This is a genomic window from Cupriavidus taiwanensis (genome assembly GCF_900250075.1).
Lineage (GTDB): Bacteria > Pseudomonadota > Gammaproteobacteria > Burkholderiales > Burkholderiaceae > Cupriavidus > Cupriavidus taiwanensis_C.
On sequence record NZ_LT977071.1, the window covers coordinates 2,756,146 to 2,779,545 of the forward strand.

The 23,400-nt window shown below is 69.8% G+C and carries 20 protein-coding genes; 16 read left to right on the plus strand and 4 right to left on the minus strand.

The window, feature by feature from the left end:
* Positions 1-10: 10 nt before the first annotated feature.
* A complete protein-coding gene (locus CBM2588_RS28680) occupies positions 11-988 on the minus strand; it encodes a Bug family tripartite tricarboxylate transporter substrate binding protein (protein WP_115683608.1) in 978 nt (325 codons plus the stop codon).
* Positions 989-1,084: 96 nt separating this feature from the next.
* Here CBM2588_RS28680 and CBM2588_RS28685 point away from each other — a divergent pair, with 96 nt between their 5' ends.
* The 3 genes from CBM2588_RS28685 (at position 1,085) to CBM2588_RS28695 (ending at position 4,748) form a co-directional block, all read left to right on the plus strand.
* Positions 1,085-1,858 (plus strand): IclR family transcriptional regulator, encoded by a 774-nt coding sequence (locus CBM2588_RS28685; protein ID WP_115683609.1) that lies wholly within the window; start codon positions 1,085-1,087, stop codon positions 1,856-1,858.
* Between the two features lie 273 nt (positions 1,859-2,131).
* On the plus strand, positions 2,132-3,511 hold the full coding sequence (locus CBM2588_RS28690) for an amino acid permease (RefSeq protein WP_115683610.1): 1,380 nt from the start codon (positions 2,132-2,134) through the stop codon (positions 3,509-3,511).
* Between the two features lie 76 nt (positions 3,512-3,587).
* On the plus strand, positions 3,588-4,748 hold the full coding sequence (locus tag CBM2588_RS28695) for a glycosyltransferase (protein ID WP_231942311.1): 1,161 nt from the start codon (positions 3,588-3,590) through the stop codon (positions 4,746-4,748).
* Between the two features lie 9 nt (positions 4,749-4,757).
* On the opposite strand, the gene hpnA is transcribed toward CBM2588_RS28695, so the two are convergent.
* Positions 4,758-5,765, minus strand: coding sequence for a hopanoid-associated sugar epimerase (hpnA, locus tag CBM2588_RS28700; protein ID WP_115683611.1), 1,008 nt, complete (start codon positions 5,763-5,765; stop codon positions 4,758-4,760).
* A 218-nt stretch (positions 5,766-5,983) separates the two neighbouring features.
* On the opposite strand from hpnA, the gene ispH reads away from it, so the two are divergent.
* The 6 genes from ispH (at position 5,984) to CBM2588_RS28730 (ending at position 12,806) form a co-directional block, all read left to right on the plus strand.
* Positions 5,984-6,991 (plus strand): 4-hydroxy-3-methylbut-2-enyl diphosphate reductase, encoded by a 1,008-nt coding sequence (gene ispH, locus CBM2588_RS28705; RefSeq protein WP_115683612.1) that lies wholly within the window; start codon positions 5,984-5,986, stop codon positions 6,989-6,991.
* A gap of 20 nt (positions 6,992-7,011) precedes the next feature.
* Positions 7,012-8,184: an adenosyl-hopene transferase HpnH gene (gene hpnH, locus CBM2588_RS28710; RefSeq protein WP_115683613.1), complete on the plus strand. Its 1,173-nt coding sequence runs from the start codon at positions 7,012-7,014 to the stop codon at positions 8,182-8,184.
* Between the two features lie 10 nt (positions 8,185-8,194).
* Positions 8,195-9,484 carry a bacteriohopanetetrol glucosamine biosynthesis glycosyltransferase HpnI gene (gene hpnI, locus CBM2588_RS28715; protein WP_115683614.1) on the plus strand — a complete coding sequence of 430 codons (1,290 nt, stop codon included), beginning with the start codon at positions 8,195-8,197 and terminating at the stop codon, positions 9,482-9,484.
* Positions 9,481-10,905, plus strand: a complete 1,425-nt coding sequence (gene hpnJ, locus CBM2588_RS28720) for a hopanoid biosynthesis associated radical SAM protein HpnJ (protein WP_115683615.1) — start codon at positions 9,481-9,483, stop codon at positions 10,903-10,905. The genes hpnI and hpnJ overlap by 4 nt, the downstream gene beginning before the upstream one ends.
* A gap of 62 nt (positions 10,906-10,967) precedes the next feature.
* Positions 10,968-11,783, plus strand: a complete 816-nt coding sequence (gene hpnK, locus CBM2588_RS28725) for a hopanoid biosynthesis-associated protein HpnK (RefSeq protein ID WP_115683781.1) — start codon at positions 10,968-10,970, stop codon at positions 11,781-11,783.
* 9 nt (positions 11,784-11,792) lie between these two features.
* Positions 11,793-12,806: a lysylphosphatidylglycerol synthase domain-containing protein gene (locus tag CBM2588_RS28730; protein ID WP_115683616.1), complete on the plus strand. Its 1,014-nt coding sequence runs from the start codon at positions 11,793-11,795 to the stop codon at positions 12,804-12,806.
* Between the two features lie 27 nt (positions 12,807-12,833).
* Here the strand turns inward: CBM2588_RS28730 and CBM2588_RS28735 are convergent, their stop codons facing one another.
* On the minus strand, positions 12,834-13,478 hold the full coding sequence (locus tag CBM2588_RS28735) for an MlaC/ttg2D family ABC transporter substrate-binding protein (RefSeq protein WP_115683617.1): 645 nt from the start codon (positions 13,476-13,478) through the stop codon (positions 12,834-12,836).
* 187 nt (positions 13,479-13,665) lie between these two features.
* On the opposite strand from CBM2588_RS28735, the gene CBM2588_RS28740 reads away from it, so the two are divergent.
* Positions 13,666-16,314 (plus strand): MMPL family transporter, encoded by a 2,649-nt coding sequence (locus tag CBM2588_RS28740; protein WP_115683782.1) that lies wholly within the window; start codon positions 13,666-13,668, stop codon positions 16,312-16,314.
* 35 nt (positions 16,315-16,349) lie between these two features.
* Complete coding sequence (locus CBM2588_RS28745) at positions 16,350-17,234, plus strand: MlaA family lipoprotein (protein WP_115683618.1); 885 nt, start codon at positions 16,350-16,352, stop codon at positions 17,232-17,234.
* Here the strand turns inward: CBM2588_RS28745 and CBM2588_RS28750 are convergent.
* Positions 17,150-17,611 carry an FKBP-type peptidyl-prolyl cis-trans isomerase gene (locus CBM2588_RS28750; RefSeq protein ID WP_115683619.1) on the minus strand — a complete coding sequence of 154 codons (462 nt, stop codon included), beginning with the start codon at positions 17,609-17,611 and terminating at the stop codon, positions 17,150-17,152. The genes CBM2588_RS28745 and CBM2588_RS28750 overlap by 85 nt on opposite strands.
* A 209-nt stretch (positions 17,612-17,820) precedes the next feature.
* Between CBM2588_RS28750 and CBM2588_RS28755 the strand changes: the two genes are divergently transcribed.
* The 5 genes from CBM2588_RS28755 to CBM2588_RS28775 all read left to right on the plus strand — a co-directional run.
* On the plus strand, positions 17,821-19,155 hold the full coding sequence (locus CBM2588_RS28755) for a tetratricopeptide repeat protein (RefSeq protein ID WP_115683620.1): 1,335 nt from the start codon (positions 17,821-17,823) through the stop codon (positions 19,153-19,155).
* Positions 19,156-19,236: 81 nt separating this feature from the next.
* A complete protein-coding gene (locus CBM2588_RS28760) occupies positions 19,237-19,617 on the plus strand; it encodes a DUF6152 family protein (protein ID WP_115683621.1) in 381 nt (126 codons plus the stop codon).
* Positions 19,618-19,630: 13 nt separating this feature from the next.
* Entirely contained in the window at positions 19,631-20,143 is a 513-nt protein-coding gene (locus tag CBM2588_RS28765; protein WP_115683622.1) for a DUF6644 family protein, read from the plus strand.
* A gap of 443 nt (positions 20,144-20,586) precedes the next feature.
* Complete coding sequence (locus CBM2588_RS28770) at positions 20,587-21,606, plus strand: helix-turn-helix transcriptional regulator (protein ID WP_115683623.1); 1,020 nt, start codon at positions 20,587-20,589, stop codon at positions 21,604-21,606.
* A gap of 164 nt (positions 21,607-21,770) precedes the next feature.
* The coding region (locus tag CBM2588_RS28775) for an Ig-like domain-containing protein (RefSeq protein ID WP_147298453.1) at positions 21,771-23,400 on the plus strand (1,630 nt) is incomplete at its 3' end.

A 23,400-nucleotide genomic window follows, 5' to 3' on the forward strand; every position in this document is an offset into this window, starting at 1 on the left:
TCGAAGTCGATCAGTCCAGCTTGGTGCCGGAGGCCTTGATGACCGCGGCCCAGCGTCCGATGTCCTGCCTGATCAGCGTGGTGAAGGCTTCGGGCGTGCCGACCAGCACCGAGGCGCCCTGTTCGTTCAGCTTCCTGGCCAGCGCCGGGGACTGCAGCGCCTTGTTGAACTCCGCATTGAGCCGCACGACGATGTCCTTCGGTGTCGCGGCCGGCGCGACGAAGCCGAACCAGGTCGCCGTCTCGAAGCCGGGATAGCCGGACTCGGCCACGGTCGGAACCTGGGGCAGGTCGGGCAGGCGCTTCGCTGACGTCACCGCCAGCGGCCGCAGCTTGTTGTTCTTGATGTGGCCGAGCAGCGTCGGCACGGACGCCATGTACAGGTCCACCTGTCCGCCCATCAGGTCGTTGACCGCCTGTGCCGCGCCCTTGTACGGGACGTGGGTAAATTTGACTTTCGCAGTGCTTTGCAGCTGCTCGCCACCCAGGTGGGCAACGGTGCCGTTGCCTGGCGAGGCAAAGTTAAGCGATGCGGGCTTGGCCCGGGCGGCCTGGATCACGTCCTTCATGGTCTTGTAGGGCGAGTTGACGTGCGTCACCAGCACCAGCGGCGCGGAGGCGACCAGGCTGACCGGCGCCAGGTCCTTCAGCGGGTCATACGGCAGGTGTTCGTACAGCGAGGCGTTGATGGCCAGGTTGCTGGTCTGCCCCATGGCGATGGTGTAGCCATCGGCCGGCGCTTTGGCCGCCGCGTCGACGCCGAGGTTGCCGCCGGAGCCCGGCTTGTTTTCCACGACAAAGACCCAGCCGGTCGACTTCGCCACGGTATTGGTCACCTCGCGCGCGATGATGTCGGTGCCGCCGCCGGCCGGGAACGGAACGATCACGCGGATGGGCTTGGCGGGATATGGCGACGCGGCATGGACGCTGGCGGATGCCATCAGCAGGCCGGCAATGGCCAGGAGGACGCGACGGGATGTGGACTGCATGGATGTCTCCGAATCTGGTTTCGTTGTGATTCGGATTGTGGTGCATCGTTTCACGGCATACAATGCCGTTTCATACCGTGCACCGCATTTCGTGCCATGAACCCTAAAAGTGATTCCCTCAACGCGTCAGTCGCTGAGGAGGGCTCCGGCGCCGTGATCGCCGTGACGCGCGCGTTGCGCGTGCTGGAAGCCTTCGGCGTCAACGATCCGCAGCTGTCGCTGGCCGAACTGAGCCGGCGCACCGGCATCCACAAGACCACGGTGCTGCGGCTGGCGCGCACGCTGGCGGCGGACAACTACCTGGTGCAGAAGGAAGACGGCAACTGGCGTCTCGGCCGCGCGGCCGGCTGGCTGGGCGCCTGCTACCAGGCCACCTTCAACGTGCAGGAAGTGGTCGAGCCGGTGCTGCGCGAACTGACCATCAAGACCGGTGAAAGCGCTTCGTTCTATGTGCGCGAGGGCCAGCAGCGTACCTGCCTGGTCCGTGTCGAAGGCCCGCAGGCGATCCGCCATCACGTCAGGATCGGTGCGGCGCTGCCACTGGACAGCGGCTCGCCGGGGCGGGTCATCCTGGCGTTTTCGGGCGAGCCGGGCGAGCTTTATGAAATGATCCGGCGCCGCGGCTTTCACCTGTCGCTCGGCGAACGCGAGCCCGAGGTCTCCAGCGTGTCGGCGCCGGTGTTCGGATTGCACTGGCGCCTGCTGGGGTCGATGTGCATTTCCGGGCCGACTTCCCGGCTTGGCGAAGCGCGGCTGCTGGAGCTGGCGCAGACCGTGGTCGACGCCGCGAACAAGCTTTCGTATGCGATGGCGGGCAGTCAGCGGCCCGCGCTGCCAGGCGACAGGCAGCCGGCAACCTGGCATCCCTGACCGGCCCGTCCCGCATTCCCCGCCGGCCACCGTGCCGCCCCCCTGCGCGCCTTCCCCGGCCCGTGCCATGTCATTGCGCGCGGCCGCCGGCATCCCGCGGCGCCAGCAACTTTTCCTGCATTTCGGCACGAATTCAGCAACAAATATCCCCGCTATCTGATTAACCTGCCCGCTCTTTTCCGTTTGCGTGCGCCGCAAACGCAAAAGTTCTCTGCCCCCGCCAGCCCCACAAGGGCTGGCGCGGCCATTCAGATCACACGGAGACAACGAACAATGAGTGCAAGCGCAGAACATCTGCAACGCGGCCTGGGCGAACGCCATATCCGGCTGATGGCGCTGGGATCGGCCATCGGCGTGGGCCTGTTCCTGGGCGCCGGCAATCCCATCAAGATGGCGGGCCCGGCAATCATGCTGGCCTACCTGATCGGCGGCGCGGTGATCTTCCTGATCATGCGCGCGCTGGGCGAGATGGCCGTGCACAACCCGGTGGCCGGCTCGTTCTGCCGCTACGCGCAGGACCACATGGGGCCGCTGGCGGGCTACCTGACCGGCTGGAACTACTGGTTCCTGTGGCTGGTGACCTGCGTGGCCGAGATCACCGCCGTGGCCATCTACATGGGCATGTGGTTCCCCGACGTGCCGCGCTGGATCTGGGCGCTGGCGGCGCTGGCGGCGATGGGCTCGGTCAACCTGATGGCGGTCAAGGCCTATGGCGAGTTCGAGTTCTGGTTCGCCATGATCAAGATCGTCACCATCGTGCTGATGCTGATCGGCGGCGGCGCGATGATCGTGTTCGGCTTCGGCAATGGCGGCGTCGCCACCGGCATCTCCAACCTGTGGGCGCACGGCGGCTTCATGCCAAACGGCGCCTCGGGCGTGCTGATGTCGCTGCAGATGGTGATGTTCGCGTACCTGGGCGTCGAGATGATCGGCCTGACCGCCGGCGAGGCGCGCAACCCGAAGAAGTCGATTCCGGACGCGATCAACTCGGTGTTCTGGCGCATCCTGATTTTCTACGTGGGCGCGCTGTTCGTGATCCTGGCGCTGTACCCGTGGAACGAGATCGGCGCGCAGGGCAGCCCGTTCGTGCTGACCTTCGAGCGGCTGGGCATCAAGACCGCCGCCGGCATCATCAACTTCGTGGTGCTGACCGCGGCGCTGTCGTCGTGCAACGGCGGCATCTTCAGCACCGGGCGCATGCTGTACAACCTGTCGCTGCAGGGCCAGGCGCCGGCGGCCTTCGCCAAGGTGGACCGCAACGGCGTGCCGCGCCGCGCGCTGCTGGTGTCGATCGCCGCGCTGCTGGCCGGCGTGCTGCTCAACTACCTGGTGCCGGAGAAGGTCTTCGTCTGGGTCACCGCGATCTCCACCTTCGGCGCGGTCTGGACCTGGGCCATCATCCTGGTCACGCAGATCCAGTTCCGGCGCTCGCTCGCGCCGGCCGCGCGCAAGGCGCTGGCGTTCCGCATGCCGTTCTGGCCGTATGGCTCGTATATCGCGCTGGCCTTCCTGGCGCTGGTGGTGGCGCTGATGGCCTACTTCCCCGATACGCGCGTGGCGCTGTACGTGGGGCCGGGCTGGCTGGTGCTGCTGACGATCTGCTACTACGCGCTCGACATGCGCTCGCGCGGGCCGGTGAGCTACCGCGCCTGAGCCAACGGCGGGCCCGCGCCCGCCGGCTGGCCATCGCCTAAAATGGCCCCCGAACCATGCCACCGCAGGGGGCCGCATGACCGAGACCACCGTGCCCGGCGCCGCCATGGCGCTGTCGCTGCTGTCGCTGGCGATCTGGAGCGTACTGCTGTTCGGGCGCGCCGGCTTCTGGCGCGTGCGCAAGCCACCGGCCGCACCGGCGCCGGCGCATTGGCCGCAGGTAGTCGCCATCATCCCCGCGCGCGACGAGGCCGAGGTCATCGGCAGCGCGGTGGCGGCAGTGCTGGGCCAGCGCTACCCGGGCCCGCTGGCGCTGGTGGTGGTGGACGACCACAGCGCGGACGGCACCGCCGATATTGCCCGCGCCGCCGCGGCCACCACCGCGCGCCCCCACTCGCTCACCGTGATCGGCGCGCGCGAATTGCCGGCCGGCTGGAGCGGCAAGGTCTGGGCGCAGTCCGAGGGCCTGGCCGCCGCCGACCGCATCGCGCCGCAGGCACGCTATGTCTGGCTGACCGATGCCGACATCCGCCACGGCCCGGGCGTGCTGGCCGGCCTGGTGGCGCGCGCCGAAGCGGAGCGGCGCGACCTGGTCTCGCTGATGGTGCGCCTGCGCTGCGTCTCGGCGTGGGAACGGCTGGTGGTGCCGGCCTTTGTCTTCTTCTTCGCCAAGCTCTACCCCTTTGCCCGCGTGCGCGATCCGCGCAGCCGCGTTGCCGCCGCGGCCGGCGGCTGCATGCTGGCGCGCCGTGCGGCGCTGGCGCGCATCGGCGGCTTTGCCGCGATCCGCGGCGAGCTGATCGACGACTGCAGCCTGGCCGCGCGCATCAAGCCCGGCGGCGCCATCCGCCTGGACCTGGCCGACGACAGCGTGTCGCTGCGCCCGTACGACGACTGGCGCAGCCTGTGGGACATGATCGCGCGCAGCGCCTACACGCAGCTGCGCCATTCGCCGCTGTGGCTGGCGGGCGCGGTCGCCGGCATGGTGCTGACCTATTTGGTGCCGCCGGTGCTGGCGCTGGGCTGGCGGGTATGGCCGGCATGGCTGGCCTGGGCCGCGATGGCGCTGGCCTACCTGCCGATGCTGCGCGAGTACCGCCAGCCGTGGTGGCTGGCGCCGCTGCTGCCGGTGACGGCGCTGTTCTACCTGGGCGCGACGCTCGACTCGGCGCGGCGCTACCGGCTGCGGCGCGGCGGCCAGTGGAAGGGCCGCAGCCAGGCCCCGTTGCGCCCCTGAGCCAGCGGCTCAGGGATGGCCCAGGTATCCGTGCGCGCGGAACCACGCCAGCGCGTCGCGCAGCCCCTCCTGGTACGGGCGCGGCTGATACCCCAGCTCCTTGCGCGCCTTGTCCGAGGTAAAGAACATCCGGTAGCGGGACATATTGAGTCCATCGACAGTCAGGAAGGGCTCCTTGCCGGTCAGCCGCGCCGCCGCTTCCGCGCCGTAGGCGAGCGGATACAGCGGCCAGCGCGGCAGCTGCAGGGTCGGCGGGCGCCGGCCGCACAGCTGGGCGATATCGCGCAGCATCTGCTGCAGCATCACGTCCTGCCCGCCCAGGATGTAGCGCTCGCCGGTGCGGCCGCGCTCCAGCGCCAGCAAATGCCCGTGGGCCACGTCGTCGACGTGGGCCAGGTTCAGCCCGGTATCGACAAAGGCCGGGATCTTGCCGGTAGCGGCCTCGACGATGATGCGGCCGGTCGGCGTGGGCCGCACGTCGCGCGGGCCGATGGGGGTGGACGGGTTGACGATGACCGCGGGCAGGCCGTGTTCGGCGATACGTTGCTCGACCACGCGCTCGGCCAGGACCTTGCTGCGCTTGTAGGCGCCAATGGCTTCATGCGGGCGCATCGCCGCGGTCTCGTCCACCGGCGCCTGCGCGCCGGCGACGCGCAGCGTCGCCACGCTGCTGGTATAGATCAAGCGCTCGACCCCGGCCCGCTGCGCGGCTTCCATCACCGCCAGGGTGCCGTCGACATTGGTGCGCACGATGTCTTCCGGGTCGCGCGCCCACAGCCGGTAGTCGGCGGCGACATGGAACAGGTAGCGCACGCCCTGCAGCGCCGCGGCCACCGCGGCGGCATCGCGCATGTCGCCCTGTGCCACGGTCACCGGCAGCCCCGCGAGGTTGGTGCGGGGGCTCTGCGGGCGCACCAGCACGCGCACGCGCCAGCCGCGCGCCAGCGCCTGGCGCGCCACAGCCGAGCCCAGGAAACCCGCTGCACCTGTCACCAGCACGTCATCGTTTTTGGTCATCAGCCCGTTTCCCCGTAAGGCGGCGTCGCCATGGCCGGCCCGGCGCCGGCCATGGCGACGCCAGACAAAGCCGGCGTGTCGGGTATATAGTAACCACCGTGCGAGGAAAATGTGATCCGCGGCGGATCTCCGGTGGGTCTGGCTCGATACCGGCATCGTTTTCCGTTGCGCGATCCCAAACACTGAAACCCGTAGCAAAAGGGTCGGGGGCCTACTCCATGCAGGTGATTCTTGCTCAGCCCCGGGGCTTCTGTGCCGGCGTGGTGCGCGCGATCGAGATCGTCGACCGCGCCCTCGTCAAGCACGGTGCGCCGGTGTTCGTGCGGCATGAGATCGTGCATAACAAGCACGTCGTACAGGGACTGAAGGACAAGGGCGCGCGTTTCGTCGAGGAACTGGACGAAGTGCCGGCCGGCGCGGTCACCATCTTCAGCGCGCACGGAGTGTCGCGCGAAGTCGTCGCCGACGCCCGCCAGCGCCAGCTGCATGCCATTGACGCCACCTGCCCGCTGGTGATCAAGGTCCACACCCAGGGCCGCCAGTACGCCGCCAGCGGCCGCACCGTGATCCTGATCGGCCATGCCGGCCACCCCGAGGTCGAAGGCACCATGGGCCAGATCCCCGGCAAGGTGATCCTGGTGCAGAACGAGGCCGACGTCGCCAAGCTCGACCTGCCCGACGACACCCCGGTCGCCTACGTCACCCAGACCACGCTGAGCGTGGACGACACCCGCAATATCATCGCCGCGCTCGGACGGCGCTTCAGCAACCTGGTCGGTCCCGATACGCGCGACATCTGCTACGCCACGCAGAACCGCCAGAGCGCGGTGCGCGACCTGTGCAAGCTGGCCGACGTGATCCTGGTGATCGGCGCGACCAACAGTTCCAACTCCAACCGCCTGCGCGAGATCGGCACCGAAAGCGGCGTGCCCAGCTACCTGATCGCCGAAGGCAGCGAGCTGGACCCGGCCTGGGTGCGCGACGCCAACGTGGTCGGCATCACCGCGGGCGCCTCGGCCCCCGAGGCCATGGTCGAAGACGTGATCGCGGCGCTGCGCCGGCTGGGCCCGGTGGAGGTCACCACCATGGCCGGGCGCGAAGAGCATGCCGAGTTCCGGCTGCCGGCCGAACTGGCCGACGTGAAGCCACCGGCGGCATCGGCGGAGGCCGGCACGAACACCGCGCCCGACTGCAGCGATGCCGCCAACGAGAACATTGCAGGCTGAACCAACCAGAGGAAGCTGTCGTGGCCATTCCGCTCCTGCAGGTTGCCCGCGTGGGCGCCTATATCGTCGGCAAGCACCTGTCGCGGCAGAAACGCTATCCGCTCGCGCTGATGCTCGAACCGCTGTTCCGCTGCAACCTGGCGTGCTCGGGCTGCGGCAAGATCGACTACCCGGATCCCATCCTGAACCAGCGCCTGTCGGTGCAGCAATGCCTGGAGGCAGTGGACGAGTGCGGCGCCCCGGTGGTGTCGATTGCCGGCGGCGAGCCGCTGCTGCACAAGGACATGCCGCAGATCGTGCAAGGCATCATCCGGCGGCGCAAGTTCGTCTACCTGTGCACCAATGCGCTGCTGATGGAAAAGAAGCTGGACCAGTACCAGCCCAGCCCGTATTTCATCTGGTCGGTGCACCTGGACGGCGACCGCGAGATGCATGACCGCTCGGTGTGCCAGGAAGGCGTGTACGACCGCTGCGTCGAGGCCATCCGCGCGGCCAAGGCGCGCGGCTTCCGCGTCAATATCAATTGCACGCTGTTCAACGATGCGCAGCCCGAGCGCGTGGCCAGGTTCTTCGACTCGGTCAAGGCGCTGGGCGTCGATGGCATCACCGTGTCGCCGGGCTATGCCTATGAGCGCGCGCCGGACCAGCAGCATTTCCTGAACCGCGGCAAGACCCGCCAGCTGTTCCGCGACATCCTCGGCCGCGGCCGCGCGGGCAAGAACTGGGCGTTCAGCCAGTCGACGCTGTTCCTGGACTTCCTCGCCGGCAACCAGACTTACCACTGCACCCCGTGGGGCAACCCGGCGCGCACGGTATTCGGCTGGCAGCGGCCGTGCTACCTGGTGGGCGAAGGCTATGCCGCGACCTTCCGCGAACTGATGGAAGAGACCGACTGGGACGCCTACGGCACCGGCAACTACGAGAAATGCGCCGACTGCATGGTGCACAGCGGCTATGAAGCCACCGCCGTGGCCGACACCTTTGCCCATCCGCTCAAGGCGCTCGGCGTCAGCCTGCGCGGTGTGCGCACCAGCGGCCCGATGGCGCCGGACATTGCGCTGGACCGGCAGCGGCCGGCCGAATACGTGTTCTCGCGCCACGTCGAGATCAAGCTCGAGGAAATCCAGCGCGCCCGGCCGCCCGCGCAGCAGCCGCGGCCGGCCGAGGCGCCTGCCAGCGCCGCCACGCACTGAAGCCATTGCCATGGCCGCCGGACTTGCCAGCATCCTGCCCGGCGCAGCGCTGGTCTGCGTGGCGGCTGGCTATGCACTGGCCGCGGCCTGGCTGTCGCGACGCAAGCCTGCGCCACGCGGCGCCATGGCCGCCACGCCGGTCAGCGTGCTCAAGCCGCTGTGCGGCGCCGAACCCCGTCTCCACGCCAACCTGGCCAGCTTCTGCCGGCAGCGGCATCCGTGCTTCCAGCTGGTGTTCGGCGTGCGCGCCGCGGACGATCCCGCGATCGCGGTGGTGGAGCGGCTGCGGCGCGACTTCCCGGACTGCGACATCGCACTGGTGATCGATCCGCGGGTGCACGGCAGCAACCTCAAGGTCAGCAACCTGATCAACCTGTCCGGCGCGGCCCGGCACGATGCGCTGGTCATCGCCGACAGCGACGTCGCGGTGGCGCCGGACTACCTGGCCCGCGTGACGGCGCCGCTGGCGGATGCCGGCGTCGGCGTGGTCACCTGCCTGTACCGTGGCCATGCCATCGGCGGCTTCTGGTCGCGCCTGGGCGCGCAGTTCATCGACGACTGGTTCGTGCCGGCGGTGCGCATCGCCCACGCGGGCGGCTCGCGGCGCTTTGCCTTCGGCGCGACCATCGCGCTGCGCCGCGATGCGCTCGCGGCGATCGGCGGTTTCGAGGCCTTGCGCGACCGGCTGGCCGACGATTTCTGGCTGGGCGAGCTGACGCGGCGACTGGGCTTGCGCACGGTGCTGTCGGAGGTAATGGTGTCGACCGATATCACCGAAGACAGCTTTACGCTGCTGTGGCGGCATGAGTTGCGCTGGATGCGCACGATCGCTTCGCTGAACCCGGCGGGCTATGCGTTCAGCTTCGTCACGTTCACCTGGCCGATGCTGGCGCTGGGCGTGTGGCTGGCGCCGCTGCCGCTGGTGATCGCCGCGGCGGCCGTCGGCGTGATGGCGCGCAGCGTGCTGGCGGGTGGCGTCGCGGGGGCACTGCGGGCGCCATTGCGCGATGGCTTGTTGCTGGCCTGCTGGGCGCTGGCGTTGGCTGGCAAGCGGGTGTGGTGGGGGGAGCAGGTGCTGTCGGTCCATGACAGGCAGCGCTCCGGTCAAGCGCCTGCCCTCTCCCCCGCCCCTCTCCCGCAAGCGGGAGAGGGGAGAAAACAGGCAGGCGCGGAAATCCCGATGGTTCGCTCCCCTCTCCCGCGCGCGGGAGAGGGGCTGGGGGAGAGGGCCGGCGCCGCCACGAAGTCCTCACCTGACACCCCACATTTCACCGGCATCCATACCAAGAGGCCGTTATGAAAAAAACCCTTTTTCTGCAGGCCCCGTCCTTCGACGGCTTCGATGGCGGCGCCGGTTCGCGCTACCAGGCCAAGCGCGAGATCAAGTCGTTCTGGTATCCCACATGGCTGGCACAGCCGGCCGCACTGGTGCCCGGCAGCCGCGTGCTCGATGCCCCGGCCGACGGCCTGACCGCGCAGCAGACGCTGGAGATCGCCGCGGACTATGAACTGGTGATCATCCACACCAGCACGCCGTCGTTCCCCACCGACGCAAAATTCGCCGAGGCGCTCAAGCAGCGCCATCCCGGCGTGATGATCGGCATGGTCGGTGCCAAGCCCGCGGTCGATCCGGGCGGCACGCTGGGCGCGAGCGACGCCATCGACTTCGTCTGCCGCGAGGAATTCGACTACACCTGTCAGGACGTGGCCGCGGGCAAGCCGCTCAAGGACATTCTCGGGCTGTCCTATCGCCTGCCGGACGGCTCGCTCGAACACAACGGCCAGCGGCCGATGATCGAGGACATGGACGCGCTGCCGTTCGTGGCGCCGGTCTACCAGCGCGACCTCAAGATCGAGAACTACTTCATCGGCTACCTGAAGCATCCTTACGTGTCGATCTACACCGGCCGCGGCTGCCGTTCGCGCTGCACCTTCTGCCTGTGGCCGCAGACCGTGGGCGGGCACCGCTACCGCACGCGCTCGGCCGCAAGCGTGATCGCCGAGGTGAAATGGATCAAGGAGAACATGCCCGAGGTCAAGGAGATCATGTTCGACGACGACACCTTCACCGACTTCAAGCCGCGCGTGGAAGAAATCGCGCGTGGGCTGGGCCAGCTGGGCGTGACGTGGTCGTGCAACGCCAAGGCCAACGTGCCGTACAGCACCCTCAAGGTCATGAAGGAAAACGGGCTGCGCCTGCTGCTGGTGGGCTATGAGTCCGGCGACGACCAGATCCTGCTGAACATCAAGAAGGGCCTGCGCACCGACATCGCGCGCCGCTTCACCGAAGATTGCCGCAAGCTCGGCATCCAGATCCACGGCACCTTCATCCTGGGCCTGCCGGGCGAAACCCGCGAGACCATCGAGAAGACCATCGAGTACGCCAAGGAAATCAACCCGCACACCATCCAGGTCTCGCTGGCCGCGCCCTACCCCGGCACCACGCTGTACCGCCAGGCGGTGGAGAACGGCTGGCTCGAGGAGAACAAGGTCATCAACCTGGTCAACGACCAGGGCGTGCAGCTGGCGGCGATCAGCTACCCGCACTTGTCGAAGGAGGACATCTACCACGGCGTCGAGACCTTCTACAAGCGCTTCTACTTCCGCCCCGGCAAGATCTGGGAAATCGTGCGCGAGATGCTCGGCAGCTGGGACATGATGAAGCGGCGCCTGCGCGAAGGCGTGGAGTTCTTCCGCTTCCTGCGCTCGCACGAGGCCTGATCCTGGCCCGGGCCCTTTCCGGTGCGGCACCCGGTGCGGCACCCGCTGCTGCACATCGCGCGCTGATCGTCACCGCCGACGACTTCGGGCTGCACCCGGCCGTCAACGAAGCGGTGGAACTGGCCCATCGCGACGGCGTGCTCAACGCCGCCAGCCTGATGGTGGGCGCGCCCGCGGTGGCGGATGCGGTGGCGCGCGCGCGCCGGCTGCCGGCGTTGCGCGTGGGCCTGCACGTGGTGCTGGCCGATGGCCCGGCCACGCTGCCGCGCGCGCGCATCCCGGCGCTGGCCGATGCGCACGGCCGCTTCGGCTCGGCCATGGCGCTGGACGGGTGCCGCTTCTTTTTTCTGCCCGCGGTGCGCCGCCAGCTTGCCGCGGAGATCCGCGCGCAGTTCGAGGCCTTTGCCGCCACCGGCCTGGCGCTGGACCACGTCAATGCGCACAAGCACTTCCACCTGCATCCGACCGTGCTGTCGCTGATCCTGTCGATCGGGCGCGACTACGGGCTGCGCGCGATGCGGCTGCCGCGCGAGGCGGGCGCGCCCTGGCTGCTGCGCCCGTGGCTGGCGTTGCTGCGCCGCCGGCTGGACCGCGCCGGCATTGCGCACAATGACTACGTGGTCGGCATCGCGCGCAGCGGCCAGATGGACGAGGCCGCGCTGCTGCAGGCGCTGGCGCAACTGCCCGCGGGCGTGGGCGAGATCTACCTGCATCCGGCGGTGGTGTCCGGCGCCGCCATCGCCCCGTCGATGCGCGACTACCGCCATGCCGACGAACTGGCCGCGCTGCTGTCGCCGCGCGTGCGCGCGGCGCTGGAGCAGGCTGCCCACCGGCGCGGCGGCTTTGCCGATGTGCTCGGCGACAGGACGTTGCGCTGACGATTGCCGATGAAACGCCTGGCCTACCTGACCGGACTGCTCGGGCTGCTGGCGCTGATCGCGCTGGTGATCCACCAGGGCGCCGGCGATATCGCCGCCGTGATGGCCCGGGGCGGCTGGCCGCTGCTGTTGCTGGTGCCGCTGCACGCGCTGCCGCTGCTGCTCGACGCGCAGGGCTGGCGCGTGCTGCTGACCTCCGCCGATCCCGACGAACGAGCCGGTGTCGGCTTCCTGTGGTGGGTCGCCGCGGTGCGCGAGGCGGTGGGCCGCCTGCTGCCCACCGTGGGCGTGGGCGGCGAGCTGGTCGGCATCCGCCTGACGCGGCTGCGCATCCACGACACCACCGCGGTCACCGCCAGCGTGGTGGTCGAAGTGATGGTGACGATGTTCTCGCAATACCTGTTCGCCGCCAGCGGCGTGCTGATGCTGGTCGTTGCGCTGCAGCAGCGCGCCGGCGCGTGGATCATCCTGGCCGGCCTGCTGCTGTCGCTGCCGGTGCCGGTGCTGTTTGCGCTATCGCTGCGCCACGCCGCCTTGTTCGAGAAGCTTGAAGGCGCGGCGCGCCGGCTGTTCGGCGCCGACCACCGCATCGTCGCGCTGATCGACGGGGCCAGCCTGGACGCGCATATCCGCGCGCTCAACCGGCGCCACCGCGAACTGGCCAAGGCCCTGGGCTGGCAACTGGCCGGGCTGCTCAGCGGCACGTTCGAGGTCTGGCTGGCGCTGTGGCTGCTGGGGCATCCGGTGCCGTTCTGGCAGGCGCTGGCGATCGAGTCGCTGACGCAGGCCGCGCGCCACGTGGCGTTCTTCGTGCCGGCCGGGCTTGGCGTGCAGGACGCGGTGGTGATGCTGCTGGGCCAGGTGCTGGGGATGAGCGCGGAGGTGGCGCTGGCGCTGGCGCTGGTCAAGCGCGCGCGAGAGATCCTGTTCGGGGTGCCGGCGCTGCTGTCATGGCAATGGGTGGAACTGCGCCGCTGGCGGCGCGGCAGCGATAGCAGCGATGGCGGACAGCCCGCGCGCTAGCGTGCGGCCGCGGCTCGCAGAGGTGGCTCAGATCTCCGACGCCTGGCGCGCGTTGTGCGTGGTCAGGTACTTCACCAGCCCGTCGACCCCGTTGCGCGCGACGATGTCGGCAAACTGCTTGCGGTACACCTCGATCAGCCACGCCCCCATCATGTTGATGTCATAGATCTTCCAGCCGGTCGCGGTGCGCTGCAGGCGGTAGTCGATCTGCATCTCGTCGGCATTGTTGATCACGCGCGTCTGCACCACCACGTCGGTGGCGCCGCTGGCGGCTTTGGCCGGCTGGTAGCGGAACCTGACGTTCTGCTCGCGCAGTTGCGCCAGCGAGACCGCATAGCTGCGCACCAGCAGGGTCTGGAACTGCTCGTACAGCTGTTGCTGCTGCTCCGGCGTGGCCGTGCGCCAGGCGCCGCCCAGCGCCAGCCGCGTGGTGCGCTCGAAATCGGTGTAGGGCAGGAATTGCTGCTGCACGACCGCGGTGATCTTGCCGAGATCGCCGGCGCGGGTCTCCGGCCGCGACTGGATGGTGCCGATCACGCCCTCCACCGCGGCCTGCACCAGCCGCTCGGGGTTGGCGCGCAGGTCGCCGGGCTGGACTGCCTGGGCGTGCACGACGGATGCCATGGCCATCGCCGCAAGCGGCGCCACGGAAAGCAAACGGTGAATCGTCATGGATGCAAGAGCGGGGAAATGACGGAAGTCGGTGCGGCGGTGGCGCCGCGCCATACGACGCCCCGGCCGGCACCGGCTGACAGTGTATAGCGGATCGGCCCGCATCGCGGCCGCGCCGTGCCGCATGGCGCATGCGGCACGGCGCCAGCCGATATACTCGCGGTTCGTGCTCCTTCCGGATCCGTCCATGCTGACCTCGCTGCTGACACGCATCGTCCGGCTTGCCACCGCCTGGCCGTGGCGCGTCATCCTGCTGGCGGCACTGCTGACGGCTGCCAGCGGCGTCTACGTGGCCCGCAACTTTGCCATCAACACCGACATCGGCCGCCTGCTGGATTCCGACGCGCCCTGGGCGCTGCGCGACGAAGCCATCGCCAAAGCGTTTCCGCAACGCGGCCAGATGATCCTGGCGGTGGTGCAGGCGCCGGCCGCGGAGCTGGCCGATGCCGCCGCCGATGCGCTGGCCGATGCCTTGCGCCGGCAGCCGGCGCGCTTCAACGCGGTCAGCCAGCCCGGCGGCGGCGCCTTCTTCGCGCGCAACGGCCTGCTGTTCGCCGGCATCGATGAAGTCAACCAGCTGACGCAGCAACTGACGCAGGCGCGCCCGCTGCTCAACGCCCTGGCACACGATCCGACGCTGCGCGGCCTGTCCGATGTGCTCGCCACCACGCTGGCGCTGCCGCTGCAGATGGGGCAGGTCAAGCTGGGCGACATGGCCGGGCTGATGGGCAGCAGCGCGCGCACGCTGGACCAGGTGCTGGCCGGCAAGCCCGCCGCGCTGTCGTGGGCGGGGCTGCTCGACGACAGCCTCAAGCCCGGCCCCGACGGCCAGGTCTACCGCTATGTCGCGCTCAGCCCGGTCCTCGACTACAGCGACCTCAAAGCCGGCGCCGCGGCCGCACGCGCGATCCGCCACGCCGCGGAAGAACTGCAGCTGGCACAGCGCTACCAGGCCTCGGTGCGCCTGACCGGCCCGCAGGCGCTGGCCGACGATGAATTCGCCTCGGTCAGCGACGGTGCCGTGCTCAACGGCGTGCTGACGGTGCTGGCAGTAGTGCTGATCCTGTGGCTGGCGCTGCGTTCCGCGCGGCTGATCGTGGCGGTGCTGGCGAGCCTGTTCGCCGGGCTGCTGATCACCGCCGCGCTGGGGCTGGCGATGGTGGGCGCGCTGAACATGATCTCGGTGGCGTTCGCGGTGCTGTTCGTCGGCCTGGGCGTGGACTTCGGCATCCAGTTCGGCGTGCGCTACCGCGCCGAGCGCCACGACCGCGACCATATCGTCGATGCGCTGGGGCTGGCCGCGCGCGGCGTCGGCGCACCGCTGGCGCTGGCCGCCGCGGCCACGGCGGCGGCGTTCTTCTGCTTCCTGCCCACCGACTACCGCGGCGTGGCCGAACTGGGCCTGATCGCCGGCGTCGGCATGGTGGTGGCGTTCGCCACCACCTTCACCCTGCTGCCGGCGCTGATCGCGGTGCTCAGGCCCGGCGGCGAATCCGCATCGCCAGGCTTTGCCTGGCTGGCGCCGGCGGACCGCTTCTTCGACCGCTACCGCAAGCCGGTGCTGCTGGTTACGCTGCTCGCCATCCTCGCGGGCGCACCGCTGCTGCCGCACCTGCGCTTCGACTTCGACCCGCTGCACCTGAAGGACCCGCAGTCCGAATCGATGGCCACGCTGCTGTCGCTGCAGGACGCGCCGCAGGCCGGCACCGACGATGTCAGCGTGCTGGCGCCATCGCTGCCGGCCGCGCACGCGCTGGCGGGCCAGCTCGCGGCGCTGCCCGAAGTGGCGCGCGCGGTCACGCTGCAGAGCTTTATTCCCGACCACCAGCCGCCCAAGCTGCAGGCCATCGCAGCGGCCTCGGCCGCGCTGATGCCGGCACTTACCCAGGCCCCCGCAGCGCCCGCCACCGACGGCGCACGCGTCAATGCGCTGCGCAATGCCGCGCGGCAACTGGTCATCGCCGCCGACGAACATCCCGGTCCCGGCGCTGCCGAAGCGGCGCACCTTTCCGCCACGCTGAAAAAGCTGGCCAGCGCCGATGCGCCCATGCGCGACCGCGCCGAGCGCGCCATCGCCCTGCCGCTGCAGCTGGCCCTGGCAAAACTGAAGCTGGCGCTGACGCCGCAGGCGGTCAGCCTGCAGACGCTGCCACCCGAGCTGGTGCGCGACTGGATCGCCCCGGACGGGCGCGCGCTGGTCAACGTCAGCCCGAAGCTGCCGCCGCCCGCCAGCGCACAGCGCGAAGCCGCGCTGGCACGCTTTATCGCCGCGGTGCAGCGCGTGGCGCCCGCCGCCACCGGAGGGCCGATTTCGATCCGCGGCTCGGCCGATACCATCATGACCGCGTTTGCGCAGGCAGGGGCCTGGGCGGTGCTTTCGATCACCATCCTGTTGTGGATCACGCTGCGCCGCTTCGGCGACGTGCTGCGCACGCTGATCCCGCTGCTGGTGTCGGCCATCGTCACGCTGGAACTGTGCGTGGTGTTCGGCATTCCGCTGAACTTCGCCAACGTGATCGCGCTGCCGCTGCTGCTGGGCGTGGGCGTCGCCTTCAAGATCTACTACGTGATTGCCTGGCGGCACGGCAAGACCCAGCTGCTGCAGTCCAGCCTGACGCACGCCGTGCTGTACAGCGCCGCCACCACCGCGGTCGCCTTCGGCAGCCTGTGGCTGTCACAGCATCCCGGCACCGCCAGCATGGGCAAGCTGCTGGCGCTGGCGCTGGCGTGCACGCTGGTCGGCGCGGTGTTCTTCCAGCCGATCCTGATGGGCCGTCCGCGCGCGGATGGCCACGAAGGCGGCCATCAGGGACCGGACCAGCCGGCCCGGCCCTGAACGCGCATTGCGCCCGCGCGACCCTGGTTGTCTCGATGCCCGTTCCGCTTCGCTTACCAACGCTCGCCACAGCCGCCATCGCAGCGACCGTGCTCGCGGGCTGCGCCGCCGGCCCGCAAGCCAGTCCGGACGATCCGCTGGAGCCGATGAACCGCGCCATCTTCAGCGTCAACGACAAGCTCGACCAGTATGTCGCGATGCCGGTGGCCAAAGGCTACAAGGCGGTCACGCCGGAGCCGGTGCGCGCGGCGGTCAGCAATTTCTATTCGAACCTCGCGGACATCGGCAACCTTGCCAACAACCTGCTGCAGGGCAAGGGCGTGGCGGCGGCGGAGAGTTTTATGCGGGTGGCGATGAATTCCGTGCTGGGCCTGGGTGGGCTGATCGATATCGCCACGCCTGCGGGGCTGCCGAAGCACTCGCAGGATTTCGGGCTGACACTGGGCACGTGGGGCGTGCCGTCCGGGCCCTACCTGGTGCTGCCGCTGTTCGGCCCCAGCTCTTTCCGCGACGGCGCGGGCCTGTATGTGAATTTCTGGTTCGATCCCACCACCTATGCCGAGCCGGCGGTGCGCAACCCGGTGTACGGCATGAACGTGGTCGACGTGCGCACCAACCTGCTCGGCGCGACCGATCTGCTCAAGCTGGCGGCGCTGGACAAGTACGCCTTTGTGCGCGACGCCTACCTGCAGCGGCGGCGCTACCTGCTCGGTGAGAACACCGCGTTGCCGGACTACGGGGATGACGAGGACGCCGGCGCGGAGCCGGTGCCGCCAGCGCCGGCCCCCGCCGGGACGCCGGCGCCCGCGCAGCCGCAGGCGCCGCGCCGAGGCGCTCAGCTACCGATGCCCAGCAGCACCACCTCGAAGGTCAGCGTGGCGTTCGGCGGGATCGTGCCCGGCACGCCGCGCGCGCCGTAGGCGGTGCCCGGCGGGCAGGTCAGGCGCGCCTTGCCGCCCACCTGCATGGCCTGCACGCCTTCGGTCCAGCACGGGATCACACGATTGAGCGGAAACGAGATCGGCTGGCCGCGCTTGTACGAGCTGTCGAATTCGGTGCCGTCCGCAAGCGTGCCGCGGTAGTGCACCTGGACCGTGTCGGTGGCCTTGGGCGAGGCGCCGGTGCCCTTGATCAGGTGCTGGATGGTCATGCCCGACGCCAGCGTCTGCGGCGCCGCGGCAGGGGCAGCAGGGGCAGCAGGGGCGGCGGAGGCGGCAGGCGCCGAAGCGGCCGGCCCGGCAGCGCAGGCGGCGCCGGCAAGGGTCAGGGTGCCAAGGAAAAGCGCGAGTGTTTTCATGGAAGGGCCTGCTCTCGAGGTCGTGATTGGGGATGCGGCAGTTTAACCGACCCGCGCCGCCGGTATGGCGGCGGCAGCATATCGCGCATCGCGGCCGCGCCGCCCGCGGGCATGGTGCGCCGCACCGCGCCGCGTCCGTTACACCGGCCGTTTTGCCGTCTACGATGGTTCGTGACAGCCCGCTGCCGCGCGGGCGCACGGAGACGGTCATGGCACTGACGGATTCCAGGGACCTCGCGGTCTCGACCCTGAACACGCGCTCGGTGGCGCAGTACGAGACCGCCCTGCGCCTGCTGAACGGCTACTACGGCGACCCGCTCGCCGTGATCGACGCGGCGCTGGCCGACGACCCCGGCTTCGCCATGGGCCACGCGCTGCGCGCCGCGCTGATGGTGACCTCCGGCGACGGCACCGCCGAGCCCATGCTGCGCCAGAGCGTCGAGGCCGGCGAGGCCCTGCATGCCCGCGCCAACGAGCGCGAGCGCCGCCATATCGCCGCGGCTCGCGCCTGGCTCGACGGGGACTTCGAGCGCGCCGTGCGCTGCTATGGCGACATCGTGATCGATTATCCACGCGACCTGCTGGCGCTGCAGACCGCGCACCTGGGCGACTTCCTGCTGGGCCAGTCGACCATGCTGCGCGACCGCGTGGCGCGGGCGCTGCCGCACTGGGACGCCGCCATGCCCGGCTACGGCTACGTGCTCGGCATGCACGCGTTCGGCCTGGAAGAGACGCAGCTCTACGAGCGCGCCGAAGAAGCCGGGCGGCGCGCGCTGGAATGCCAGCCGCGCGACCCGTGGGCCGTGCATGCGGTCGCGCACGTGATGGAGATGCAGGGCCGCACCGACGACGGCATTGCCTGGCTCGAAGGCCGGCGCCAGGACTGGGCCGACGACAACATGCTGGCGGTGCATAACTGGTGGCACCTGGCGCTGTTCCTGCTGGAAGACGACCGGACCGACGAGGTGCTCGCGCTGTACGACCGCGCCATCAGCCGGCCCGCGCCGGCGATCGCGCTGGACCTGGTCGATGCCTCGGCGCTGCTGTGGCGGCTGCAGCTGCGCGGCGTCGACGTGGGCCGGCGCTGGCATGCAGTGGCGGATGACTGGCTCGGCCGCGGTGCGGCCGGTTATTACGCCTTCAACGACGTGCATGCGGTGATGGCCAGCCTGGGCGCGCAGCGCCCCGCCGCGGCCGACCAGGTGCGCGCCGCACTGGAGCGGGCCGCGCTGGGCAACGGCACCAACGCGATGATGTCGCGCGAGGTGGGGCTGCCGGTCGCCGATGCGCTGATCGCGTTCGCACAGGGCGATTACGCCACCGCCATCGAGCTGCTGGTGCCGGTGCGCCTGGTGGCCCACCGCTTCGGCGGCAGCCACGCGCAGCGCGACGTGATCGGCCTGACCCTGCTCGAAGCGGCGCTGCGCAGCGGCAGCGGCAACCTGGCGCTCGCGCTCACCGCCGAGCGCGCCGCGCTCAAGCCCGTCAGCCCGAGCCTGCGCCGGCTGGTGCAGCGCGCCGACACCTGCCGCGCGCAACCCTGAGGCGCTGGCCGGCGCGGCGGCAAGGGCCGCAAGCACGGAAACGGGCGCCTATACTGCACCTGTCCTGACCGGAGACCCGCCATGCCCAGCATCCGCGCCCTGTTCCGTCCCGCCCTGCTCCGCCCCATCCTCGGCGCCGCCGCGCTGGCCATGGCGACCGTGCCGGCCATCGCCCACCACGGCTGGTCGACCTACGACGAGACCAAACCGATGACGCTGACCGGCAAGATCGTCGAAAGCCATTACGAGAACCCGCACGCGCATATCCGCATCGACGCCGGCGGCAAGCGCTGGCTCGCGGTGCTGGCGCCCGTGTCGCGCATGGAAGCGCGCGGCGCGACCTCGGACAAGGTCGCGGTGGGCCGCGAGGTCACGCTGGTCGGCTACGCCAGCAAGGAAAAACCGGACGAGCTGCGCGCCGAGCGCATCACCGTGGACGGCAAGACGGTCGAGCTGCGCTGAGCCGGCACGCCGCATGCCGGCGCTCTTCACCACCTGGACGGAATGGGCCGGCGCGCTGGCGCGGCTGCCGTTCGCGACGGCGCTGCGCAGTTCGGCGTGGGCCTATCCCGCGGTGGAGATCGTCCACCTCGCCGGCATGGCGCTGCTGTTCGGCTCCATCGTCGTGGTCGACATGCGGCTGGCGGGGCTTGGCCGGCGCCTGCCGGTCAGCCTGCTGCTGCGCCATGCGCTGCCCTTCACCATCGGCGCCTTCATCGCCGTTGCGGCCAGCGGCGTGCTGCTGTTCGTGGCCCATGCCGACGAACTGGCCGCCAACCCCGCATTCCTCGCCAAGCTGGGGCTGATCGTGCTGGCGCTCGCCAACGTGTTGTGGTTCCACGCCGGGCCCAGCCGCAGCCTGCATGACCGTGAACGCGGCTGGGACGCCGACGCCCCGCCGCCTGCCGGCGCCCGCCTGAACGCCATCCTGTCCATTGCCGCCTGGCTGCTGGTGATCTGCGCCGGACGGCTGATCGCTTATGTCTGAAGCGGCACGCCGCCGCTAACCATGCCCCGCCGACTGCGCGTAAACGCCAATCCCCGGCGGTTTTGCCGGCAAGCACAATGTATTCACAATTCCACAATTCGATTAAAGTGATACACATTGTCGTAAATGTGAATTTCACAGCCAGATATTATTTTTATTTAAATCTGATGTGCCGATAAAAAAGACCGGCGACGATCTTGCCTGGCAATACCTGGCTCCCGCGGATGCGGCCTGTCATTGGGCCGCGGCGAGCCTTGCTGGCAGGTCCGTATGCCGCGGCGCATGGGGAACCCCTTTGCATGGCGTTGACCGGCAAGGGCGCGGGATCATCATGAGGACCGGTTTGCCATCACGGCCTTGCCGTGGTTTTCGTGGGGGAAACCTGGCGGCGCATCCGCGCCGCCAGGCCGGCTTCGGCCATCACCCAGGAAAGGCATCGGCACATGACCAAAGCCACGATCCAGACCGCGCGCGTCGCGGGGAACAGCCCGGACCAGATCCACGCAGCGCTGTCGCAGCTCTATCCCGGGGTGGCGGTACACACGGCGTCGCCAGCATTGGACTTCGAACTGCAGCAACACCAGTTTGGCGAACTTGCGGTGATCCGGCTGTCGACCACAGCCGTGATCCAGCTGGACCTGGTTCAGCGCCTTGACGGCTACCTGCTACTGACAGCCGCGCAAGGCGCGGGACTGGAGACCGGCAAGAGCGCGTCGGCGCCGCTGGCGCCAATGCCGCCATCGTTTGTGCTCGACATGCAGCAGGTGGCGGTCTGGAGGTGGCAGCCCGGCAGCTACGACATGGTCATGATCGACGGCGCGCGCCTGCACAACCGGCTGCGGCACCTGCTGGAGCGCCCGCTGGTGCAGCGCGTGCGATTCCAGCCGTCGATCCCGGCCGATGCCCCGGCGCTGCAGCTGGCGCGCGCGCTGGCCGGCGCCGCCCCGGGCTTGCGGCGCGATGACGTGCGCATGCGCGCCTGCGCGGCGGAGCTGGCGCTGAGCCTGGCCGATGCCCTGGCCTACGCCGTGCTGGACGATATCCCGCACAACTATTCGCTGCGGCTGGAGCAGCGCCACGCGGGCCCGTCGCCGCGCCACGTCAAGCGCGCGATCGACTATATCCATGCCAATGCGCACGCCGTGCCGGCGCTGGACGACATCGCCCGCGCGGCACGCGTCAGCGTGCGCACGCTGCAGGCGGGCTTCGCGCGCTTCCAGGGCTGCTCGCCGATGCAGTATGCCAAGCGCGTGCGGCTGGAGGGCGTCTACAGCGCCCTGCGCGGCGGCGAGCTCGAGCATTCGGTGGCGCAGATCGCGCGGCAATGGGGCTTCAGCCACCTCGGCCAGTTCGCCCATGACTACCGCCTGGCCTTCGGCGAAACACCGTCGGAAACGCGGCGCACGCGCCAGAGTGCGTCCAACGACGAGGCCTTCGCCAGCCGCGGCGGCATGCCCGGCTGAGCCGCGCGCGCCGCACCGGGCCTGCCGCTATCGGGATTGCGCAGCGCCTATCAAACCGGCGCACTGTATCGATTCTGAAACAGATCACGCATGGACGAACGTGTGTGCGCGCGAATACTGTGCATGCACCACCTACCGGTCACTCAGGATGAAGGAGACTCAGCATGGCTTCGTCAGGCGTTCTGCTCAACCACACGGATGTACCTGTCGCCCCCGGCACCCGCACCGTTGCCTCACCTGACGGCCCCGCCAACTTCCTGATCGCGGCGCAGCGCGACAGCGTCGCCAACTTCGCGCGCGAAGGCAACGACCTGCTGCTGACGATGCGCGATGGCAGCACGCTGCGCATCCAGGGCTTCTTCACCAACGGGGCCCAGTACAACAACCTGGTGTTCGTGCAGGAAGACGGCCAATGGCTGGCCGACTTCAGCCAGGCGCTGGGCGCGCAGGGCGATGGCGTGGCCGAGGCGGCCATGCTGTTCGAGCCGATCGGCGACAGCGCGTCCACGGCCTTGCTGCTGGGTCTGCTGGGCGCCGCGGCCGGTGCCGGCATCATCGCGGCCGCTGCCAGTGGTGGCGGCGGGGATGGCGGCGGCGGCGTTAGCGGCGGCGCCCCGCTGGCCACACCCAAAGTTGCGCCCACCAACGGCGCCACGCTGTCCGGCACGGCCCCCGCCGGCAGCACGGTCGGCCTCGACTTCAACGGCGACGGCAAGGCCGATGCCACGGTTACCGCCGACGCCGCGGGCAACTGGACCTATACGCCGGCGCAGCCGCTGGCCGACGGCACCGTGGTCAGCGTGACCGCCACCGACGGCTCCGGCAACACCAGCCCGCCGGCCACGGTGACCGTCGACGGCGCGGCCCCGGCAGCGCCCGCGATCAACGCGGCCAGCAACGATGCCGGCACGGCAATCGTTGCCGGAGGCAGCACCAGCGACACCACGCCCACGCTTTCCGGCAGCGCCGAGGCGGGCAGCACCGTCAGCATCTACAGCGGCACCACCCTGCTCGGCACCGCCATCGCCGACGCGAACGGCCGCTGGAGCCTCACGCCGCCGTCGGGCCTGGCCGACGGCAACCATGCGCTGACGGTCACCGCCACCGACGCGGTCGGCAATACCGGCCCGGCAAGCGCGCCGTTCCTGCTGACGGTCGATACCGCAGCGCCCGCGGCGCCAACGATCACGCCCGGCGACGGCAGCGTCATCGCCGGCACCGCCGAACCCGGCAGCACCATCCATATCGACCTGAACGGCGACGGCGCGCCCGATGCCACCGTCACCGCCAACGACAGCGGCAACTGGACCTATACCCCCTTGCCGGCACTGGTCGATGGCGCGGTGGTCAGCGTCACCGCCACCGACGCCGCCGGCAACACCAGTGCGCCGGCCACCGCCACCATCGATGCCAGCGCACCGGCCGCGCCGGTGATTGGCAGCGTCACGGACGACGCCATCCCCTCGACCGGCCCGCTCGCCGACGGCGACAGCACCAACGACGCCACCCCGACCCTCTCCGGCACCGCCGAAGCCGGCAGCACCATCAGCGTCTACAACGGCGCCACGCTGATCGGCACCACCACCGCCGACGCCACCACCGGTGCCTGGACCTTCACGCCCACGTCACCGCTGCCCGACGGCGCCGTGAGCCTGACCGTTACCGCTACCGATGCCGCCGGCAATACCAGCGCACCCAGCACCGCCTTCACACTGACGCTGGATGCCACGCCGCCTGCGATCCCGGCCATCACCGGCGCGACCGACGACAACCCGGTCAGCAGTCCGCTGAACT

Coding starts and splice junctions, on each gene's coding strand:
- CBM2588_RS28680 (WP_115683608.1), bottom strand. CDS start 988: ATGCAGTCCACATCCCGTCGCGTCCTCCTGGCCATTGCCGGCCTGCTG.
- CBM2588_RS28685 (WP_115683609.1), top strand. CDS start 1,085: ATGAACCCTAAAAGTGATTCCCTCAACGCGTCAGTCGCTGAGGAGGGC.
- CBM2588_RS28690 (WP_115683610.1), top strand. CDS start 2,132: ATGAGTGCAAGCGCAGAACATCTGCAACGCGGCCTGGGCGAACGCCAT.
- CBM2588_RS28695 (WP_231942311.1), top strand. CDS start 3,588: ATGACCGAGACCACCGTGCCCGGCGCCGCCATGGCGCTGTCGCTGCTG.
- hpnA (WP_115683611.1), bottom strand. CDS start 5,765: ATGACCAAAAACGATGACGTGCTGGTGACAGGTGCAGCGGGTTTCCTG.
- ispH (WP_115683612.1), top strand. CDS start 5,984: ATGCAGGTGATTCTTGCTCAGCCCCGGGGCTTCTGTGCCGGCGTGGTG.
- hpnI (WP_115683614.1), top strand. CDS start 8,195: ATGGCCGCCGGACTTGCCAGCATCCTGCCCGGCGCAGCGCTGGTCTGC.
- hpnJ (WP_115683615.1), top strand. CDS start 9,481: ATGAAAAAAACCCTTTTTCTGCAGGCCCCGTCCTTCGACGGCTTCGAT.
- CBM2588_RS28730 (WP_115683616.1), top strand. CDS start 11,793: ATGAAACGCCTGGCCTACCTGACCGGACTGCTCGGGCTGCTGGCGCTG.
- CBM2588_RS28735 (WP_115683617.1), bottom strand. CDS start 13,478: ATGACGATTCACCGTTTGCTTTCCGTGGCGCCGCTTGCGGCGATGGCC.
- CBM2588_RS28740 (WP_115683782.1), top strand. CDS start 13,666: ATGCTGACCTCGCTGCTGACACGCATCGTCCGGCTTGCCACCGCCTGG.
- CBM2588_RS28745 (WP_115683618.1), top strand. CDS start 16,350: ATGCCCGTTCCGCTTCGCTTACCAACGCTCGCCACAGCCGCCATCGCA.
- CBM2588_RS28750 (WP_115683619.1), bottom strand. CDS start 17,611: ATGAAAACACTCGCGCTTTTCCTTGGCACCCTGACCCTTGCCGGCGCC.
- CBM2588_RS28755 (WP_115683620.1), top strand. CDS start 17,821: ATGGCACTGACGGATTCCAGGGACCTCGCGGTCTCGACCCTGAACACG.
- CBM2588_RS28760 (WP_115683621.1), top strand. CDS start 19,237: ATGCCCAGCATCCGCGCCCTGTTCCGTCCCGCCCTGCTCCGCCCCATC.
- CBM2588_RS28765 (WP_115683622.1), top strand. CDS start 19,631: ATGCCGGCGCTCTTCACCACCTGGACGGAATGGGCCGGCGCGCTGGCG.
- CBM2588_RS28770 (WP_115683623.1), top strand. CDS start 20,587: ATGACCAAAGCCACGATCCAGACCGCGCGCGTCGCGGGGAACAGCCCG.